This is a genomic window from Pseudomonas mosselii, from assembly GCF_005796105.1.
In the GTDB taxonomy this organism is placed as follows: Bacteria; Pseudomonadota; Gammaproteobacteria; order Pseudomonadales; family Pseudomonadaceae; genus Aquipseudomonas; species Aquipseudomonas mosselii_C.
Genome location: NZ_VAUO01000001.1, coordinates 585,790 through 604,713, shown reverse-complemented (window position 1 = coordinate 604,713; position 18,924 = coordinate 585,790). Strand labels below are relative to the sequence as shown.

17 protein-coding genes are annotated in these 18,924 nt (G+C 52.3%); all 17 read right to left on the bottom strand.

Going from position 1 to position 18,924, the window contains the following annotated elements:
- Positions 1-80: 80 nt before the first annotated feature.
- Positions 81-1,355 carry an NAD(P)/FAD-dependent oxidoreductase gene (locus tag FEM01_RS02825; RefSeq protein WP_138217758.1) on the bottom strand — a complete coding sequence of 425 codons (1,275 nt, stop codon included), beginning with the start codon at positions 1,353-1,355 and terminating at the stop codon, positions 81-83.
- Between the two features lie 174 nt (positions 1,356-1,529).
- Positions 1,530-3,002 carry a purine-cytosine permease family protein gene (locus FEM01_RS02820; protein WP_138217757.1) on the bottom strand — a complete coding sequence of 491 codons (1,473 nt, stop codon included), beginning with the start codon at positions 3,000-3,002 and terminating at the stop codon, positions 1,530-1,532.
- A gap of 381 nt (positions 3,003-3,383) precedes the next feature.
- Positions 3,384-4,607, bottom strand: coding sequence for a maltoporin (locus tag FEM01_RS02815; protein ID WP_138217756.1), 1,224 nt, complete (start codon positions 4,605-4,607; stop codon positions 3,384-3,386).
- 293 nt (positions 4,608-4,900) lie between these two features.
- The gene (locus FEM01_RS02810) at positions 4,901-5,791 is read right to left on the bottom strand and encodes an alpha/beta fold hydrolase (protein WP_197890135.1); all 891 of its coding nucleotides are present in this window, start codon (positions 5,789-5,791) and stop codon (positions 4,901-4,903) included.
- A gap of 41 nt (positions 5,792-5,832) precedes the next feature.
- Positions 5,833-6,606 carry an SDR family NAD(P)-dependent oxidoreductase gene (locus tag FEM01_RS02805; protein ID WP_138217755.1) on the bottom strand — a complete coding sequence of 258 codons (774 nt, stop codon included), beginning with the start codon at positions 6,604-6,606 and terminating at the stop codon, positions 5,833-5,835.
- 147 nt (positions 6,607-6,753) lie between these two features.
- Complete coding sequence (locus FEM01_RS02800; RefSeq protein ID WP_138217754.1) at positions 6,754-8,190, bottom strand: NAD(P)(+) transhydrogenase (Re/Si-specific) subunit beta; 1,437 nt, start codon at positions 8,188-8,190, stop codon at positions 6,754-6,756.
- Positions 8,190-8,504, bottom strand: coding sequence for an NAD(P) transhydrogenase subunit alpha (locus FEM01_RS02795; protein WP_138217753.1), 315 nt, complete (start codon positions 8,502-8,504; stop codon positions 8,190-8,192). Before FEM01_RS02795 ends, FEM01_RS02800 begins: the two co-directional genes overlap by 1 nt.
- Before the next feature lie 11 nt (positions 8,505-8,515).
- On the bottom strand, positions 8,516-9,637 hold the full coding sequence (locus FEM01_RS02790) for a Re/Si-specific NAD(P)(+) transhydrogenase subunit alpha (protein ID WP_138217752.1): 1,122 nt from the start codon (positions 9,635-9,637) through the stop codon (positions 8,516-8,518).
- A 57-nt stretch (positions 9,638-9,694) separates the two neighbouring features.
- Positions 9,695-10,780, bottom strand: coding sequence for a Gfo/Idh/MocA family protein (locus FEM01_RS02785; RefSeq protein WP_138217751.1), 1,086 nt, complete (start codon positions 10,778-10,780; stop codon positions 9,695-9,697).
- 48 nt (positions 10,781-10,828) lie between these two features.
- Complete coding sequence (locus FEM01_RS02780; RefSeq protein ID WP_138217750.1) at positions 10,829-11,806, bottom strand: Gfo/Idh/MocA family oxidoreductase; 978 nt, start codon at positions 11,804-11,806, stop codon at positions 10,829-10,831.
- A gap of 87 nt (positions 11,807-11,893) precedes the next feature.
- Positions 11,894-13,054, bottom strand: coding sequence for a Gfo/Idh/MocA family protein (locus FEM01_RS02775; RefSeq protein WP_138217749.1), 1,161 nt, complete (start codon positions 13,052-13,054; stop codon positions 11,894-11,896).
- Between the two features lie 144 nt (positions 13,055-13,198).
- Complete coding sequence (locus FEM01_RS02770; protein WP_138217748.1) at positions 13,199-14,908, bottom strand: acetyl/propionyl/methylcrotonyl-CoA carboxylase subunit alpha; 1,710 nt, start codon at positions 14,906-14,908, stop codon at positions 13,199-13,201.
- A complete protein-coding gene (locus FEM01_RS02765) occupies positions 14,908-16,485 on the bottom strand; it encodes an urea amidolyase family protein (protein WP_197890292.1) in 1,578 nt (525 codons plus the stop codon). The genes FEM01_RS02770 and FEM01_RS02765 overlap by 1 nt, the downstream gene beginning before the upstream one ends.
- A gap of 16 nt (positions 16,486-16,501) precedes the next feature.
- Complete coding sequence (locus FEM01_RS02760) at positions 16,502-17,275, bottom strand: LamB/YcsF family protein (protein WP_138217746.1); 774 nt, start codon at positions 17,273-17,275, stop codon at positions 16,502-16,504.
- A 44-nt stretch (positions 17,276-17,319) separates the two neighbouring features.
- Positions 17,320-17,607 (bottom strand): putative quinol monooxygenase, encoded by a 288-nt coding sequence (locus FEM01_RS02755; RefSeq protein WP_138217745.1) that lies wholly within the window; start codon positions 17,605-17,607, stop codon positions 17,320-17,322.
- 23 nt (positions 17,608-17,630) lie between these two features.
- Positions 17,631-18,080, bottom strand: a complete 450-nt coding sequence (locus tag FEM01_RS02750) for an OsmC family protein (RefSeq protein ID WP_138217744.1) — start codon at positions 18,078-18,080, stop codon at positions 17,631-17,633.
- Between the two features lie 23 nt (positions 18,081-18,103).
- The gene (locus FEM01_RS02745; protein WP_138217743.1) at positions 18,104-18,907 is read right to left on the bottom strand and encodes a putative hydro-lyase; all 804 of its coding nucleotides are present in this window, start codon (positions 18,905-18,907) and stop codon (positions 18,104-18,106) included.
- Positions 18,908-18,924 lie beyond the last annotated feature (17 nt).

Sequence of the window (18,924 nt, the reverse complement as noted above, 5' to 3'; positions counted from 1 at the left end):
AGCTGCAGTAGTACTCACACTACTGCAGCAATCCCGTAGGTTATCAGCAACCTACACGTACGCTTCAATCAATCTCAATATTAGTGGAGTTTGAGCCTTGGCCGGGTCTTACGCTGCAGCAAATCAGAGAATGCCTTTAACAGCGCCCTCGTAGCGCCAAACAGTGCTACCTGATGAAGTCGATAAAGTGACATATATAGTGTCCTTGCAAAAAGACCTTCGGTCACATTTTTCCGCCCCAGCAGTCCAGTCAGCGCTCCTACTGCATTGAAAGACGCCATCGAGATCAATGTCCCTCGGTCTTCATAATTGAATTTGAGCAGCGGCTTGCCAGAGATACGGAGAGCGAGGCTTCTGCTCAACATCTCGGCTTGTTGATGGGCAGCCTGTGCTCGAGGAGGGACAGTACCTGCTCCCTCATCGGATAACGGACAGGACGCACAATCACCTATGGCAAAAATTGAGTCATCGATCGTCGTCTGCAGCGTACGGCGTACCAAAAGCTGGTTGATCCGATTCGTCTCCAGCCCGCTTAGCCCCTTCAAAAATGCAGGTGCTTTGATACCTGCAGCCCAGATCGTCAGGTCAGAGGAAATAGCACCACCGTCGGCAAGTACTACGCCCTTAGCCTTCACCTCCTTCACCGCCGTATTCACACGGACGTCAATCCCCAGGTTGGCTAGGCCTGAGTGAACAGTCTCACTGACATCTTGATTCAAGACAGGGAGAATCCTAGGGCCAGCCTCTAGCAAAGTCACTTGCAGAATGTCCGGGGACGCATGACGAAGGCCATATCCCTCAATGACACGGACAGCATGCTGCAGCTCTGCGCACAGCTCAACCCCGGTTGCGCCGGCTCCGACAATAGCGATTCGGAGTGGATTAGATGCATCTTCTGCATGCGCTCGCATGTAACGTGCGAGAAGCTGCTTCTGAAGCTTTTCAGCCTGAGTACGGCTATCCAAGAATTGACAATGATCTTGAACACCTACAGTGCCGAAATCATTGCACTGACTACCAACAGCCAGTACAAGTGTATCGTAAGGTACCTCCCGAGCATCCCCGTCGCTGGATGCCAGCAGCACTACTTTTCGCTCACGATCCATACCTACCATGCGGCCAAACTGAAACGAAAAATGGTTCCACTTTGCCTGCGCAAAATAATTCAGCTCATCAATACTGGGATCCAAAGAACCAGCTGCAACTTCGTGAAGGAGCGGCTTCCAGATGTGCGTTAAATTTGCATCCACCAATGTAATCGCCGCTTTTTTTTGCTTTCCGAGCGTCTTACCAAGTCTGGTAGCCAACTCAAGCCCGCCTGCACCACCACCAACAATCAAAACTCTATGCTTCATCATCTCACCCCGGACTTAATACACGCGACAGGCACGCAAAATCGAGCTGTCGCAATCGAGCTAGAAAGGCAGGTAGCAACAAACCAATGAACAGCTTAATTTTTTATATGATCTCGCGACCAACCCACAACTCAGCCACAGGATTACTTAGCAATATTGAAACGGTAAGCCCAATCATGAGCCATTCAATCTCGATGCAGACTGCTTACTCAAATGATCAGACTCTGACTTCACTGACGACAAGAAGACCTTGTTTGCTTCAGCACAACCTGTACAGATGGCTTGCTGATTAGCTGAGGGATCGGCATCCATTTCAATTGCGGTATAAAAGCGGAAGCAGGCATGACACTCAATATGCTGACTCCATATATCAGCCACCTCATTCCTAGGATCTCGCACTCGCAAGAGGGGCCGCGGCCCAGCAAATTTAGTAATCAGCCAATAGCTAGAGGCCGCAACAAATGACACCAGCAATGGAGCGAAATCCACATACCATACGCCTTTAGATCCTAGTTCAATAATGGAAATTCCGAGACATGTAGAGCATATGATCGCCCAGGCACCCGGCATTATCGCTTTTACCCTCCCCGGACGAAATTCATTACCCTCGTCATTAGAATTTAATGCATAGTGAGTCAAGAGGATTGCAACCCACGACGTCACAGCCACCCCCTGCCAAGCCAATGCCTTTAGTAAATAACTGAAGACATTTGTAAGCATCAACAAATAAACACAAACGCCAACAACCAAAACCCAAACAGCACGAGGCAAACGAATCCCCAAGCCACGAGCAGCAAAGCCGGCTAAATTGAGTGATGCCATATAGTAATTTGCAGTGTTGATGCGGGTTTGGCTAACCAGAATGAAAAGCAAGCCGACGAGGCCTGACGCTTTAAGTACAGCCTCAGCGATGCCTTGCTCGCTAGCCTCGAGCCCGGGAAAGACCGTATCCATGATGAAGATCCCAGCCACCCCATTTACGGCATATAATGCAAAATAGAAAACAGGGCCAAAAGTAAACAAACCATGGAAATTTGCGTCTTCTGGCTTACCGAAACGGGAAAATTCGGCGGTAACCATCATATTGACGCAAATACCCAAGTAAACAATGAAGGCCCACAGCCATCCCGGCATGCTAATTTCAAGCGATGGTTCTATATTCAAAAAATCAGTAGAAAAGCCAAACCTCGTGCCAGCCATTATCACTATTACCAACAAACCACCGACATACAAAGGCAATAGCGCCCCGTTAAGCTTATCCATCCATAACTGAATTCCGCCCAACACTAGCGGAACTGCATACGCAACTACCAGCAAATACCACCACCGAATATCGCTTTCAGGTGCAAAATACTGCTGAAACGCAACAGCAATAATAGAACCTTCAAATACTGCATAATATATAGCAGTTACTGCAAATATCAGTGAGGAAATGACCGCACCCGCACCGCCAAAAACACTTCGAGAAAGCAGGGCTACTGAAAGGCCGCTCTTAATCGATCGCTGACAAATCAAATAGTTGACAACGCCATAAAACGCTATCGACAACATAATACCAATCAGCGCACTTCGTGTACCAACCGCTTGCGCCACCGCCACGCTTATATAGAGATAAAAAAGAGCGCTCAGGACTGACCAAGAGGACATTGCAAGACTCCAACGGCTTGACCGTGCAGCAAGAGGTACCACATGCCTCGAGTAGTCCTCTGCTGATTGCTCGGCCAGCACTCGAGTGTCATCATGATCTTGTATGTTAAGCCGGCTAGCACCCATAATCATGGCAAGCTCTCTAGATGTTGAGTTTAAGCGTAGGCACTAGGCCTTTCTCGCATATTTCTTGGGATCCGCTTTCTTTTCGCCGCTCACTTGACCGAGCTTTCAACAGACCAGCGATCCTAAAGCAGTTATGAAGTCAATTTCTGCCCCATTTTGGGACAGACACAAGGACGACCCACACGATAAACAAGCGAGTGAGTCGTCCTTGACTGGACAGGAAAGCCCTTAATTAATCCCCTGTCTCAGCCCCGGTTATTTCCACCAATATTCAAGCTGGACGCCAAAGTTTGAGCCATGCAGAGCGCCGTCAAACGGCCCACTTTCAGACAATGCCGAACCTGCATAAAACTCGTTAGCGGCTCGCTGAGCTGCTTTGTTCCATTTGGCGTACGTGTAATATAAACGCACTTCTGGTCGATCCCAGAATTTTGGCCCTGAGGGTGACCAAGTGGGCGCAATTGTAAACTTCGTGAGCTTACGAGTACCGCCTGGAGCTTCAACCTGATCTCGCCCAAGCTCTGTGAGCAATTTAAATTGGTCGCTGAGGGCGTATACAGGGCGGACACCAACCGACAGCCAGTTTTGATCCTCACCATCCGAACGTTTATCTTTCTGGTAAACGATATTAAATTGACCGCCAAACCTTGGGGAAACTTGCCAGTCAAAAAACTCGACTACACGCCAGCTTTCGTTGCTGTTGTCGAGGGTTGGATCTCCCGTGTAGCCCAAAGCTGTGCCTGGCCCTCGACCATACTGAACTGCGAATTTATTAACTCCCCCCAAGAACTCTTCTTGCTTATGCTGAGCGGCTACAGACCAGCCGCTATGAGAGTTGGCGCTGCTTGGCTTATCAAGGTAGCTAACTCCGAGTTCTACCTCTCCTCCCGGGTTCGTACGGAAGCCCTCGACATTAAAGTCATGCCTGTTGATTAGAGGTTTTTGAAATACATCATCCTTTCGAGAGAATACATAACTGTATTTCAAGTCACCTATTGCCACCTGGTCAAATCCGAAACCCGTAGCGCTCTGATTCCAGTAGAAATAGTCCGATATATTTATGTCATTTCGTTTGTAAAAACGACGCCCAGCCCAAAATGAACCACCATTGAGTGCTGGCATATTGCTCCACTCCGCATAAATTTGATTCATGCGAGTAAAGCTGTGATCACCAGTAAATTCTAGGCTATGCCCGTAATTACTTTGAACCTGAGCCATTCCATCCAAACTAATTACCGAGCCATCTTCGAGCCGAAACATGTCTTGCCGGAGCTCCATTTCAACATATTGCTCACACTCGTTGCCAAGCCGGTATTTAGATTTTGCACCAGGAAGGAAAAAACACGACTGCGCACCACCTTTAGTTGACCCACCAACACCGCTACGCACATAACCAGAAAACTCTAGGGGAAATGCTTCCGGCGAAAAAAGTGCATAAGCGACTGCCCCAGCAACATAGCCGGACTTAGAAAAACTCATATTTACCCCATTAATGATTTTTTGTTAGGTATGATGAAATTCTTAGGTGAGTGATACTGAGGCGCTTAAGTGGGCGCCCAAAAATAAAATTGCTGGAAATTCGCTCTCGCGATAACAGCACAATTATTGAATAAAAAGGCTAGGAGCCGCCCTGAGCCGGACTCCTAGCAAAAAGCCTTTTGTAAAGGCACTCAGCAATGCATATAAACACATTAAGACTCAGTACCACGACCACCCAGTCGCGGCACCAAATTTAGAAACAGCTATGGAAAACCGCCATTTGATGCAGGATGTTATCGATCACGGAAATATTTCAGCAGCTCAGCGACCAACTGCTCTGGCTGTTCTTCCGGGATATAATGACCGCTATTTACCATGGTGCCCGTGACGTTAGTTGCCACATTCAGCAATTCGGTCACAAGATCAGGCATGGAGCCTTGATCTGCACGCATGGCCAGGATCGGGACTTGAAGCTTTCCTTTTTTGGCGAGCTCACGGTTCTGCTCAGCGGACGTACCCATGGCACGGTAGTAAGCAAGGCCGCCCTTCAGCCCATTCAGCTTGAAGACCCGCAGATACTCTTCAAAATCGTCTTGCGAGAAGATCTGTGGGATCGCAGCTTTACGCTGCAAGTACCATTGCAAGTAGATATGCTCACGCCCTTCAAGAAGAGCTTCAGGAAGGTCAATGAGGTTATGGAACCCACAGTGCCAAGTGCGCCATGCTACGTTTCCAGCCCACGGCAAATTATCCGGCAGGCTAATACCTGGGATACCACAGTCCAAGATGGCCCAACCGGTTACCTGATCACCATAATTAGCGCAATACGGGTAGCTCACCCATGCCCCTAGGTCATGTGAGATCAGCGAGTGCTTATCCACGCCCACCTTATCCAGCATTCCACGCAGCAACCGAGCGATGTTAGCGGTGTCGCAGTGTGCTGGGCGATCAGAGTCGCCTTGGCCTGGCAAATCTGGGGCGATCACACGGAAATGCTTACCCAGGAGTGGAAGCACTTTCCGCCAAGCGTACCAGCTCTGTGGGAAGCCACAGACGAGCACCATAACCTCACCGTCTTCGACACCACCACTCACGTAGTGCATACGCGTGCCATCAACAGTCACGAAACCACGCTCAAACCCCTCAACGCCGCAATCCGGCCATTCACGCTTGCTAAACATCATGTCCACCCATGCAGAGATGCTAGTCAGGAACCAGCTATTTTTTAGAAAGGATCTCGGGCAGCGGCCAGCCAGCCCCCATCCATTACATACTCGCTACCGTGCACGAAGTCAGCGTCATCCCCTCCCAGGAATGCAGCAAGCTTTGCGATTTCTCCCGGCTGACACCAGCGCCGAGCAGGGAATTTCTGCAAGGCAGCCATCATGTCAGGAGAATGTGCGGTGACAGGGTCTGCCATCGCGAGCGGAGTGGCGGTAGCACCAGGGCAGATCGTATTGACCCGGATTCCACTCGCCCCATATTCGAAGGTGAGCTGCCGGGTAAGACCAATCACCCCGTGCTTCGACGCCGTATAGGCTGTGCCACCGCCGGCGGCACTGAACCCAGACGTAGAGGAGGTATTGATGATTGCGCCTTTTTTCTGCTTAAGCATTTGAGGAATGACGGCCCGCGCCATGAGGAAGGGCCCAGTCAAGTTGACCGCAATAACCCTATTCCACTCTTCGATTGATACCTCATGCGCAGTCGCATGACCGTCGAGGATACCTGCGTTATTGCAGAGAAGATCGATTCGGCCCCATTTCTGGATTACTGCTTCGATAGCATCTTGAACGCTTGCCGGATCACTGACATCGACGCGATATGCAAACCCTAACTCCGGATTTGCAATCTTTGAAATTGATTCCTCTGCAGCTTTTAGATTAATGTCCAGCGCGACTACAGAAGCGTGGCGGGAAGCAAATTCCGCGACCATTGCACGCCCCATACCTGAACCTGCGCCAGTAATAACAACTACACGACCATTATAATTATTCATTGGAGAGTCTCGCCTAGCATTTATGTTTTCAAGCATTAATCATCATTGCCGCCAGATGACTTCGATCATCAGTGATTCATTTGCAAGCGTCCAATCTCGATTCACGATGGCATCCGATAAGCAATCGTTATCAGACCATCAACATAGCTAGGCTACAGCTTTGACCATGTCTTCAATGGTCTTCTTGGCATCACCAAAGACCATCATGGTCTTGTCCATGTAGAAGAGCTCGTTGTCCAAACCCGCATAGCCACTGGCCATTGAGCGTTTGTTGACGATGATGGTCTTGGCCTTGAATGCCTCAAGGATCGGCATGCCGGCGATCGGCGACTTCGGATCGTTCTTCGCAGCTGGGTTGACCACGTCGTTGGCGCCCAGCACCAGCACCACATCGGCTTGCCCGAACTCGGAGTTGATGTCGTCCATCTCAAACACCTGGTCGTATGGCACTTCGGCCTCGGCGAGCAGCACGTTCATGTGTCCTGGCATGCGCCCCGCCACTGGGTGGATCGCGTATTTCACGGTCACACCGTTGTGGGTCAGCTTCTCGGTCAGCTCCTTCAATGCGTGCTGGGCCCGTGCAACCGCAAGCCCATAGCCAGGGACGATAATCACACTGTCAGCGTTGCTCAACAGGAAGGTTGCATCATCTGCCGAACCTGACTTGACGAGACGCTGCTCCCTGCTGCCCTGCTCAGCCCCAACATCGGCGTCACCTCCGAAACCACCGAGGATCACACTGAAGAACGAGCGGTTCATCGCCTTGCACATGATGTACGAGAGGATCGCACCGGACGAACCGACCAGCGAACCGGCGATGATCAGCATCGAGTTGTTCAGCGAGAATCCGATACCTGCCGCCGCCCAGCCTGAGTAGCTGTTGAGCATCGACACCACAACGGGCATATCAGCCCCGCCAATCGGAATGATCAGAAGTACGCCCAGTACAAATGCGAGTACCAACATCAAGACAAAAGCGTCGATCAAACCCGTCGCGCTGTAGATGATGCCTACGCCGAAGGTCGTGAACAGAACCAGCATATTCGTCTTGAACTGACCCCGAAATACATACGGAGCACCTTGGAACAGACGGAATTTGTATTTGCCTGACAGCTTACCGAAGGCGATGACCGACCCCGAGAAGGTGATCGCACCAATAGCTGCGCCGAGGAACAGTTCCAGCCGATTGCCACCTGGAATCGGATCGCCCATGGAGGCAACGATGCCCAAAGACTGGGGCTCAATGACCCCGGTGATAGCGATGAACACAGCGGCCAAACCGATCATGCTATGCATGAAAGCCACGAGCTCCGGCATCTTGGTCATCTCAACGCGCTTGGCCATGAGCGAGCCGCCGGTACCGCCCACCAGCAGGCCTACGATGACATAGCCCATGCCTGCGGTCGCAATTTCTCCGCCCAGCTTATAGATAAGGCCGACCGTGGTAAGGATGGCGATCCCCATACCGATCATGCCAAAAAGGTTGCCGCGTCTCGAGGTAGTCGGATGCGACAGGCCTTTGAGCGCCTGGATGAAGCAAACCGATGCGACGAGGTACAGGAGTGTTATCAGATTCATACTCATTACTTCTGCACCTCATTTTTGGTTTTCTTCTTGAACATCTCGAGCATGCGACGGGTGACCAAGAAGCCACCGAACACGTTGACCGCAGCCAAAGCAACGGCCAAGGTACCCATGATCTTGCCAAGAGGGGTCACAGTCAGGGCTGCGGCCAGCATTGCACCAACAATGACAATCGCCGAGATGGCGTTGGTGACGGCCATCAGCGGGGTGTGCAGAGCTGGAGTGACGTTCCATACCACGTGGTAGCCCACATAGATCGCGAGCACGAAGATGATCAGGTTGTAGACACCGTGGGAAATCAGCATGTCTTCCATTGTCGTGCTCCTCAGCCGTTCTTGCGCACGACCTGGCCGTCGCGGCACATCAGGCACGCGGCGACGATGTCGTCTTCAAGGTTGATGGTCAGCGCGCCGTCCTTGTTGAACAGCAGCTTGATGAAGTCCAGCAGGTTGCGTGCATACAGAGCCGATGCATCGGCGCCGACCTGGGCAGGCAGGTTGGTTGGGCCAACGATGGTCACGCCATTCACAACCACCACCTGATCCGCGACGGTGAATGGGCAGTTGCCGCCTTGAGCAGCGGCGAGATCGATGACCACCGACCCGGGTTTCATTTCTTCCACAGTGCCCTTGTGCAAGAGAATCGGAGCTCTACGGCCAGGAATCAATGCCGTGGTGATAACGATGTCTGCTTGCTTAGCTCGCTCATGCACAGCTTGTGCTTGTCGGGCCATCCAGGTGGCCGGCATAGGCCGGGCATAGCCGCCTACACCTTCAGCACACTCCCGTTCCTCGTCGGTTTCGTAAGGTACGTCAATGAACTTGGCACCAAGCGACTCGATCTGCTCTTTCACGGCCGGTCGTACATCGGACGCCTCAATCACCGCTCCCATACGCTTGGCTGTAGCAATAGCCTGCAGGCCGGCAACGCCAGCGCCAAGGATAAGCACGCGCGCGGCTTTGACAGTACCAGCAGCAGTCATCAGCATGGGCATGAAGCGCGGGTAGTGGTGAGCTGCCAGCAGCACCGCCTTATAGCCGGCGATGTTGGCCTGTGACGACAGTACGTCCAGGCTTTGCGCTCTCGAGGTGCGTGGAGCTGCTTCCAAGGCAAAGGCGGTAATGCCGCGCAAAGCCATCATGGCAATCAGCTCGCCGTTGAAAGGGTTGAGCATACCAATGAGCAAACTTCCGCTGTTGATCAGCTGAAGCTCCTGGTCATTGGGGGCAACCACCTTCAGTACAATCTCTGCACCAAATGCGTCGCTCGCCTCACCTAGCTTGGCGCCGGCAGCTTCGAATGCGCTATCAGTGAAGCAGGACTTCAAGCCACAGCCACGTTGGACTACAACTTGATGGCCAGCTGCAACCAGGCGCTTGACTGTGTCTGGTGTCACCGCGACGCGCGTTTCGCCGTGAGCGGTTTCCGACGGTACTCCGATATACAAGGAACTTCTCCGTTTATTATTGTCTGCTCAGAACCTTCACACAATGAAGAGTTTGGATTAAGCAACCGCCTTTCTAATCGTGCGCAATGTCTCGTTTGATGGTCGCGGACGACTTTCTCTCGGCGCCAAGGTTTGCGGAAGGCCAGACGCCGCTGCCCGTTCTATTGCGAAAATAACCTCGAGGTCTACCAGTCCTTCTTCACCGCAAGGCTGAGGCGGCCTGCCCTGCTCAATGCAGTCTGAGAAGTAAGAAATCTGGCCTGCAAAATGGTCGTAATGAGGGAAGTTGACATACTCGCTCTCATCTCGGCTTTTTAAGGACATCGACATTGACTGCTCGAAGCGGAACCCTGGATCCATTGTCAAAACACCATCGGTGCCGACTACACGATACGTGTCAACGGGATACGCTCCAAAACTGCAATAGAATTGCGCCAGACGATTGCCAGGGAATCGTAATGTAACGGCAATTGAATCATCGACATTAGTGAATCTAGGGTCATCGGTACGCCGACTACTCATAGCAGAAACGGCGATAGGATCGGCGGCGAAAACGTGGCGGGCAGCGTTGATGCAATAGATCCCGATATCCTGAAGGGGGCCTCCCCAATGCTCGATATCCAAGCGATGATTTCCGACGTCACTCTGGAAGCTAAACGTCGCAGACATGAACACCGGTTCTCCGATACGACCGTCACGAATGGCATCCAAAGCAGCAATAGTGCCGATGTCATGATGCAATCTATAACTCGTCATGAGGTAAACGCCTGACTCTTTCGCTGTAGCGATCATGGCGTCAGCGTCAGGAAGCGACGTGGCAATCGGTTTCTCTACCATGACGTGCTTTCCAGCTTTTGCGGCCTGGATGGCAAACGAGGCATGCAGTGGATTCGGCAGCGCGATATACACAGCGTCGATGAGGTCGCTAGACAACAGCTCATCAAAGTCTTCGTAAGAGTAAACATGACTAATACCATGCTTGTCGGCCAAACTGCGGGCACGCTCAGGACTGCCAGATACAATTGCTGTAATCTGGGAGTTTTCCAACAAAGAAACGGCAGGGATGAATGCGGTCTGAGATATCCAGCCCGCTCCCAATACGGCGTATCGAATCACTTTTAGACCCTCGAAAAACTTCGTCATACCGAGCGGCCTAACCGATTAGTAATGACGCAATTTAGGTAATCATGCTCACCGGTACAGCAAAGGGCGGGAAGGTATTGCTAGCTCAATCGTGCTATCTATCGAGACTTTCGTCGCTAACTGCTCAGCGATCAATGTAGTAATGTAACCATCCCATGCGGAGGCCCCATGGTTCGGAACACCCGTTACGATGCTATTGATCCAGCTACGAGTTTGAGCTTGATAAGCAGCAGCAAATCGCGGCACCCAATTTCGAGGAACGTGAGCACCTCGATGATACGATTTGTTTACAAGTGGAGCTGAGAACTCAGGAAGGGAAATAGTCCCCTCCTCGCCCACCAGTTCAGCGTGCACTTGATAGCCGAACTTGCAATTCATGAACAGCTCAGTGGAAGACATGGCACCATTCGCCAAGCGCGTTACGATCATCATCGGATCACCTTTTTCAGCCACGGTAATCCTTACAGCTTCCAGCTCGGTGCCCATTAACCAGCGCATAACATCAATCTCATGTACGAAAGCGTTCGTGATGAGCATGTCGCCGGTCATCCAGTCTGGCGCGACCGGATTGCGATGGAAATTATGAAGGATTTCAGGCTTTCCAATGGCATTTGCTTCGAAAAGCCTTTTCAGCTCCTCGTACCCTGGGTCAAACCTGCGCATGTACCCCACCTGAACAAAGATGCGGTTCTTCAAGCATTCAGCCTCAACGATTTCATGAGCCTGAACAGCAGTCATAGCTAACGGCTTTTCACAAAGAACAGGCTTTCCTGCTTCGACGCATGCCAGGACGAGCTCTGCGTGAGTTGAATCTGGGGATGCGATCAAAATAGCGTCTATGTCGCCAGAGTTTATTAGATCCAGGGGATCTGAATACACGCGAGCATTACCAGCAATGGAACGCGCCTTCTCTGGGTCATAATCACAGACACCTGCCAAATGCGCCTTAGGTGTATGCAGAGAGAGAATTCTCCCATGCTCTTTACCCATCACTCCTGCACCAATCAATCCAACCGCGACACTCATTACGGAGTCTCCAGCAGAGGTAAATTTAGCAGTGGCAGAAAATGGGCGTGACGATAGTCACACCCATTTTTTTACTAGCTTACATAATCAAGCAGGTTGCTCGATCTCTTCCCACTCGCCGCTTACACCGGAAGTCAGGATGGCATCAGCAATACGCTCGATCTGCAGGCCATCGTCGAAGTTAGGCGAAGCCTGGCCCTTCTCGGCGATAGCTTTCAGGAAGTTGTACCACTCGATCGATTTGATATCGATGTAGCCTTGGCCCATACCGGCAACTGGCCACAGCTTGTCGCCGAACGGCTGGTGAGGGCCCGAGTAAATGGTACGGAAACCGAAAGCATCCTTAGGATCATCTGCGAAAGCAACACGCAGTTCGTTGAGACGCTGGTAATCGAAGGCGATGGAGCCTTTGGTACCATAGATTTCGAAACCGAGTTGGTTATGGTGACCCCACGCATTTCGAGTTACCTCGATGGTGCCGTACACACCATTAGTAAACTTGATCATGGTCAGAGCGGCGTCATCCACATCTACCTTGCCACGCTCGCTGGATGCTTGGCCTGCTGGGCCGAAGAAACGACCGGCCGGCAGTGGACGCTCTGGGATGAAGGTTTTGACGATCGAGTTCACCGACGCGAATTCGCCTACCAGGAGGCGAGCAGCGTCAATTACGTGGGTACCGATATCACCCAGGGTACCCGAACCAGCCTTGGCCTTGTTGAAGCGCCAGGACAGCGGCAGCTCAGGATCAGCGCCCCAATCTTGCAGGTAGTAGCCACGGAAGTTCAGGATGTCGCCGATGCGGCCTTCTTCGATCAGGCGCTTAGCCATCTGTACGGCAGGTGTATGGCGATAGTTGTAAGAAACCATCGTCACAACGCCGGTTTCTCGCGCTGCTTCCTGCATGCGCTGAGCTTCTTCGACAGTCATCGACATCGGTTTTTCGCACATCACGTGCTTACCAGCCAGGGCTGCAGCGATGGCGATTTCAGCGTGGGTGTCGTTCGGGGTGCAGATATCAATGATGTCGATATCTGGACGATTAACTACATCACGCCAGTCAGTAGCATATTCGGTGAAGCCATATTGCTTCGCTGCGTTTTGCGCGAGCTCTTCGTCGATATCGACAACTACTTTACGCTCGATTTCGACCGGGGCGCCGAACAGGATTGGAACAACTGCAGTGGCGATAGAATGGGCTTTGCCCATGAAGCCAGTGCCGATCAGTGCGACATTATACTTTTTCACGATCCTTACTCCTCTAGGGCTGACAATTCCGTCTCACCCACTTCTGTTTAACTTACCCCAGCTATCACATATCAGATGCCGGACACTACATTTAGGAACACACCAAAGCGGCATACCACCCTAACTCACCAACCACATAAAATCTCAATCAATTGTGGCAATTTCTTCACCGAGTGTAACCACGGATCCAACATTGACCAAGATTTTAATTTTTCCATCTTGTTTAGCAAGCACCTGCGTTTCCATCTTCATTGCTTCAACAAGAGCAATGGTCTCACCCTTAGATACAGACGCACCATCCTCCACAAGCCATTGTTGCAAAGTACCAGGGATAGGCGACCGCAATGATTTAGGATCTTCAGCTTTAGGCTGGACTGAAACTTCTGGGCCAGACTTATTAAAGGAGAATAGCGCAGACGGAACTCCGAGACGATGAATCTTGCCATCAATCTCAATAACACAGCGAACCAATTGATCTTCTGTGGACTCTACTCGTTCAGAGGGAGGCACACCTTTGAACTCTGTCTCGATCCAGTTGGTATAAACGCCAAACTCTTCAGCACCATTGAACAAAGACTCATCCATCACTGCTCGATGGAAAGGAAGAACAGATGCCACACCCTCGATTTGAAACTCAGCAAGCGCGCGACGGGCTCGTTTCACAGCTTCGTCCCGGGTCTCACCGAACACGATGAGTTTGGCCATCATCGAATCATAGAAGCCAGGAATTGTTGAGCCGCTCTCCACACCCGTATCCAGCCGGATGCCCGGGCCAGAAGGAGCTCGGAATTTATCGATGCGACCAGGAGTAGGCAGGAAACCTCGCCCAGGATCTTCAGCGTTGATCCGAAACTCAAACGCGTGACCTCGTGGTGCCGGCGTTTCCATAACTGAGAGCGGCAGCCCATCAGCAATACGCAGTTGCTCAACAACGATATCAACGCCAGTAGTGACTTCGGTAACCGGGTGCTCTACCTGCAGGCGGGTGTTCACCTCCAAGAAGGAAATGGTTCCATTTCGAGAGAGCAGGAACTCAACCGTACCAGCCCCTACATAGCCAGCGCGACTGCAGATGTCTTGCGCGGCTTTGTGAATGGCAGCGCGTTGCTCCTCAGAAATGAAAGGAGCAGGCGCCTCTTCGACTAGCTTCTGATTACGCCGTTGTAGCGAACAGTCACGCGTGCCCAGAACCACAGTATTGCCATGGGTATCAGCAATAACTTGCGCTTCAATGTGACGGGGCTGCTCGAGGAACTGCTCCGCGTAGCATTCGCCACGGCCGAAGGCCTCGGTTGCTTCGCGCACAGCAGACTCAAACAGCTGCCCAACATCCTCAAGCTTATGAGCGACCTTCATACCACGGCCGCCGCCCCCGAATGCCGCCTTGATGGCTAGAGGCAACCCGACCTCTTTGGCGAACGCAACAGCTTCTCGCGCGTTGGCAAGTGGGCCAGGTGTACCCTTTACCAATGGTGCGCCTACAGCCTGCGCGATGTGACGAGCCTCAACCTTATCCCCAAGAGCACGGATAACCTCTGGAGATGGGCCTACCCATGCGAGGCCAGCATCAAGCACCGCTTGTGCAAACTCAGCGCGCTCAGACAAGAAGCCGTAGCCAGGATGCACTGCATCAGCACCAGCTTGCTTGGCGATCTCAACAATCTTCGAGATGTTGAGGTACGTCTCGGCGGGTCGACCAGGGCCCAGGCCATAGGCTTCGTCAGCAAGCTCAACATGAAGCGATGAAACGTCGACATCCGAGTAGATGGCGACGGAAGTCACACCATAATCCTTCGCGGCACGGATGATCCGGATTGCGATTTCGCCTCGGTTGGCAATGAGTAACTTCTTCATCAATCGGTTTCCTTTACTTGCGGATCAAAGCCAGCAATAGCGTTAAAGCGGATGCGCGCGCCAATCGGGATCTGCGCCGCTAATGAAAGATGATGCTCGGCTACAACGGCGATGACCGGATAGCCACCTGTGAGCGGATGGTCTGCCAAGAACAGAACAGGCTGACCATTACGAGGTACCTGGATCGACCCTCTGGATGTGCCCTCAGAAGGAAGCTCATCAGCGCACTCACGGGTCAAAGCGCTCGTACCTTTCAGACGAACCCCCACCCGATTTGACTCGGGTGTAACCGTCCATGCCTGCTCACAGAACGTCCGTATCGCTTCTGGAGTGAACCAGTCGGTGCGTGGGCCCATGACCACATCGAGCATTACGATATCGCTGCTACCGGGAAGAGCTACCTGCTCAATGACATCGGCACAAACTGAGCCACATACGTCATTGGAGGGCTGCAAAACACCACCCGCGATGATCGGTTCGGGCCCTACTTTGGCCAGGGTATCGGTCGAAGCAGACCCCAAAATCTTTGGTGCCACGAAACCGCCTCGCACGGCCACATAGCTCCGTACACCTTGAGTTGGAACTCCAAGCGACAGGGTATCGCCAGCATCCATAGCGACTGGATAACGGTTCGAGACAGAGATAACGCAACCATTGGTTGTGGTCAGAGTCAGAGGCGCCGGCGCTCCACTCACCGCTAAGGTCAGCGGGATATCGGCTTCAAATACTGCTCCACCGTATGTCACCTCGACTGCGACTGCAGACTGCTCATTACCTAGCAAATTATTGACGTGATGTAGCGCTCTTAGATCTGCTGCCCCCGACTGAGAAACCCCTTGGTAAGCATTGCCTGCTCGCCCGATGTCCTGGAAAAGCAGCGGCCTGTCAGAGCTGACAACCCTCAATCCTGTAACCGCATGTGCGGACTTTTCGACGGACACTTCTACGTGACCAGCATTTTGATGGGCTGCCTGGTCGACGAATCGAACTCGATCACCAGGCTTCAACAGAGAAGCTTGGGCACGGTTGACATCCCACATCGGAAGATCGGTTGTACCAAGCAGCTGCCAACCACCTGGAGTGTCAGATGGGTAAACGCCACAGAACCGGCCTGCCAGCGCAACCGAACCTGCAGGAATACGTACTCGCGGACTATCTCTACGCGGGACTTCCAAGTCAGGATCGTCACAGGTCATGTAAGCAAATCCGGGGGCAAAACCTGTAAACGCTACAGTGAAGGTTGCCGCGCGGTGGCGGCGGATCAGTTCATGTACTGACCAGCCGAGGTACCCAGCGACAAATGCCAGATCCTCACCGTCGTAAACCATCGGAATTTCGACCAAATCCCCACAGCGGCTCTCGCCTACTTGAGGCCGCAGGGCCAGGATTTGGCTATAGAGCTCTTGCGCAGTCGTCACAAACGGATCGAACGAAACGTGAAGCGTGACCGCGCCTGGGACTACTTCCAGCACGCCTTCGAATTTGGCTGCTTGAAGAGCGTCACCAAGAGCAATCGTAGAGTCCAAATCATCCAACTCTACGATGAAGCGATTCGATCCGGCGGGAAGAAACTGCAGTGTCTTCGACATGTGCTCAGTCCTCACTCACGACTGTAAAACTACGCAGTTGCACATCGTTTGCCTCGAAAGCCTCCCGAAGTGCTTTTGCCGTGAGAACCGCAGACGGGTTGTCTCCGTGAACACAGATGGAGTCAGCCTGTAAGTGCACCATGCTGCCATCGACTGCCTCGACGACTCCCTCGCGCACCAAACGCAACATTCGCTGAGTGATGATTGCTGGGTCATGAAGTACCGCCCCTGGTAAGCGACGGTTAACCAGCGAGCCATCACTGTTGTAGGCACGATCAGCGAACGCCTCACAAACAACACGCAATCCTGCCTCACGGGCCTGCTCGACGATCGGAGCCCCTGCCAGCACAAGCAACGTGAGTTCGGGGTTCACTGCCTTGATAGCCGCAATTACATCAGCTCCCTGGCGACGATCTTTGGCAATGGTGTTGTAAAGCGCGCCGTGAGGTTTGACGTAGCTAATGCTGGTACCAGCGGCTTTAGCTAAGCCCTCCAATGCTCCGATTTGGTAGATCACATCCCCTATCAGTTCAGAGCTGGAGGGCTCCATTACACGCCGACCAAAGCCGACCAGGTCACGGTAGCCAACGTGAGCTCCAATCGTGACCCCGCGTGCCACAGCCTCTTTGAGCACTGAGAGAATTCCAGCGGGATCACCGGCGTGGAAACCACACGCGATGTTCGCACTGGTGACGATGTCGAGCATCGACGCATCGTCTCCCATAGCCCAGGGGCCAAAGCTCTCACCGAGATCACTGTTCAGGTCGATTCTAACCATTACCCTGCACACTCTTTGAAGATCACGTTAACCAACTAAAACTCTTACGCCAAATCAAACTTACGCAGAGAAGTAGACTTGATCAGATGACCATACTTCTCACCGAACGCTTTCATATTGGCAGTGTTCGCATGCAGCTCCAAGGATTTTTCATCATCCCAGATTTCATAGAACAGAAACTCATCGGCATTGCCTTGCTCAACGTGAAGATCATACTTCACAAAGCCAGGCTCGGTTTTAGCGTACGCAACCAGTTCCAGCAGTGCCTTCTTGAGCTCAGCACCTTTGCCAGGCTGGGATTGGGTAACAGCAACAACGTAGAGCTTGCCCATCTTCTTAACTCCTAACTCTATTATTAAGCGATTTCGACTTTAACCGCAGTCTTGATCGAATTGGCTATGAAACACCCTTTGTGCGCCCGATGATGCAGACGCTCGAGAGCTTTAGGATCCGGCTGTTTCTCTGAGCTGAACTCGACTTTAGGGCTCAAGATAATTTCAGAGACCCAAAACCCACCTTCTTCGCGCTTTGAAACGATGCCTTTAGCGTTATCGCTGTAGCGAGAAACAACATAACCTTGGCCTTCACAGATAGCCAAGAAATACAGCATGTGACAGCTTGCAAGCGCACTGACCAGCAACTGCTCTGGATCTGCTTTTTCCGCCGACCCCAGGTAATCAGAAGCAGCAGACGCTGCAACCTTAACCTGGTCGCTGAATTCAATTTCCAGATCTCGACTGTAGGTGCCTGGCTTCTCTACGTGGTCAGCAGCAACCCAGAGAACTTTCGCAAAATGCTCCGACATCTGAAATACCCCGGTAATCGATATTAAGCGACTGAAAGATCTGGCGAATCTGCAGGAAGATCGGTCAGCAGCATGTAACCAGGCTCGTGGGTAATGGCGATATCTACACCCGCTTGTTTAATAGCCATTTGCGGGGTAACTCCACACGCCCAGAAGCCCAGAATGTCCCCATCACGGTAAACAGGCGCATCACCGAAGTCAGGCCGATCAATGTCCTTGATGCCAATCAACGCCGGATCACCGATGTGGACTGGTGCGCCATGGGCAAGCGGAAACCGCTCCGACAGGACGATTGCCTTGATCGTGTCCTTTGGACGGAAGGCACGCATCGAGACCACCATCGAACCTTTGAATGGCCCGTACTCTTCAGTCGGCAGGTTTGTGATGTACATGGGGACATTTCGATTCGCGCTGATATGCCGAATCTCGATACCTGCGTTGAGGATGGCATTCTCAAACGAAAACGAGCACCCCAAGGCGAAGGTGACAAAGTCGTCCCGCCATAGCTCAGTCAGCGAGTCAACGGTTTCAGTATGAACGCCGTTTCGGTAGACACGGTACTTGGCGACGTCCGTACGGATGTCGATATCCCCAGCCAGCGGCAGACTTGGATCCCCAGGCTTACCCATGGCCACCAGAGGGCAGCTCTTTGGGTTCAGATCGCAGAAGACTTTGAAGTCGTCAGCGAATCGTTTTGGCAGGATCATCAAATTGGCTTGCATGAAGCCATCAGCGAAACCGCTCGTTGGCACCCGCAGGTTGCCAGTCCGGATCATCTGCCTTACTTCAGCAGCAGACTTCGCCTGCATCTCTTTTAATGGTTCCATTCTGGCACCTAACGTGA

What these genes read in the sequence shown, in the direction of transcription:
- FEM01_RS02825 (WP_138217758.1), bottom strand. Translation starts at nt 1,355, where the DNA reads ATGAAGCATAGAGTTTTGATTGTTGGTGGTGGTGCAGGCGGGCTTGAG.
- FEM01_RS02820 (WP_138217757.1), bottom strand. Translation starts at nt 3,002, where the DNA reads ATGTCCTCTTGGTCAGTCCTGAGCGCTCTTTTTTATCTCTATATAAGC.
- FEM01_RS02815 (WP_138217756.1), bottom strand. Translation starts at nt 4,607, where the DNA reads ATGAGTTTTTCTAAGTCCGGCTATGTTGCTGGGGCAGTCGCTTATGCA.
- FEM01_RS02810 (WP_197890135.1), bottom strand. Translation starts at nt 5,791, where the DNA reads ATGATGTTTAGCAAGCGTGAATGGCCGGATTGCGGCGTTGAGGGGTTT.
- FEM01_RS02805 (WP_138217755.1), bottom strand. Translation starts at nt 6,606, where the DNA reads ATGAATAATTATAATGGTCGTGTAGTTGTTATTACTGGCGCAGGTTCA.
- FEM01_RS02800 (WP_138217754.1), bottom strand. Translation starts at nt 8,190, where the DNA reads ATGAGTATGAATCTGATAACACTCCTGTACCTCGTCGCATCGGTTTGC.
- FEM01_RS02795 (WP_138217753.1), bottom strand. Translation starts at nt 8,504, where the DNA reads ATGGAAGACATGCTGATTTCCCACGGTGTCTACAACCTGATCATCTTC.
- FEM01_RS02785 (WP_138217751.1), bottom strand. Translation starts at nt 10,780, where the DNA reads ATGACGAAGTTTTTCGAGGGTCTAAAAGTGATTCGATACGCCGTATTG.
- FEM01_RS02780 (WP_138217750.1), bottom strand. Translation starts at nt 11,806, where the DNA reads ATGAGTGTCGCGGTTGGATTGATTGGTGCAGGAGTGATGGGTAAAGAG.
- FEM01_RS02770 (WP_138217748.1), bottom strand. Translation starts at nt 14,908, where the DNA reads ATGAAGAAGTTACTCATTGCCAACCGAGGCGAAATCGCAATCCGGATC.
- FEM01_RS02760 (WP_138217746.1), bottom strand. Translation starts at nt 17,275, where the DNA reads ATGGTTAGAATCGACCTGAACAGTGATCTCGGTGAGAGCTTTGGCCCC.
- FEM01_RS02755 (WP_138217745.1), bottom strand. Translation starts at nt 17,607, where the DNA reads ATGGGCAAGCTCTACGTTGTTGCTGTTACCCAATCCCAGCCTGGCAAA.
- FEM01_RS02750 (WP_138217744.1), bottom strand. Translation starts at nt 18,080, where the DNA reads ATGTCGGAGCATTTTGCGAAAGTTCTCTGGGTTGCTGCTGACCACGTA.
- FEM01_RS02745 (WP_138217743.1), bottom strand. Translation starts at nt 18,907, where the DNA reads ATGGAACCATTAAAAGAGATGCAGGCGAAGTCTGCTGCTGAAGTAAGG.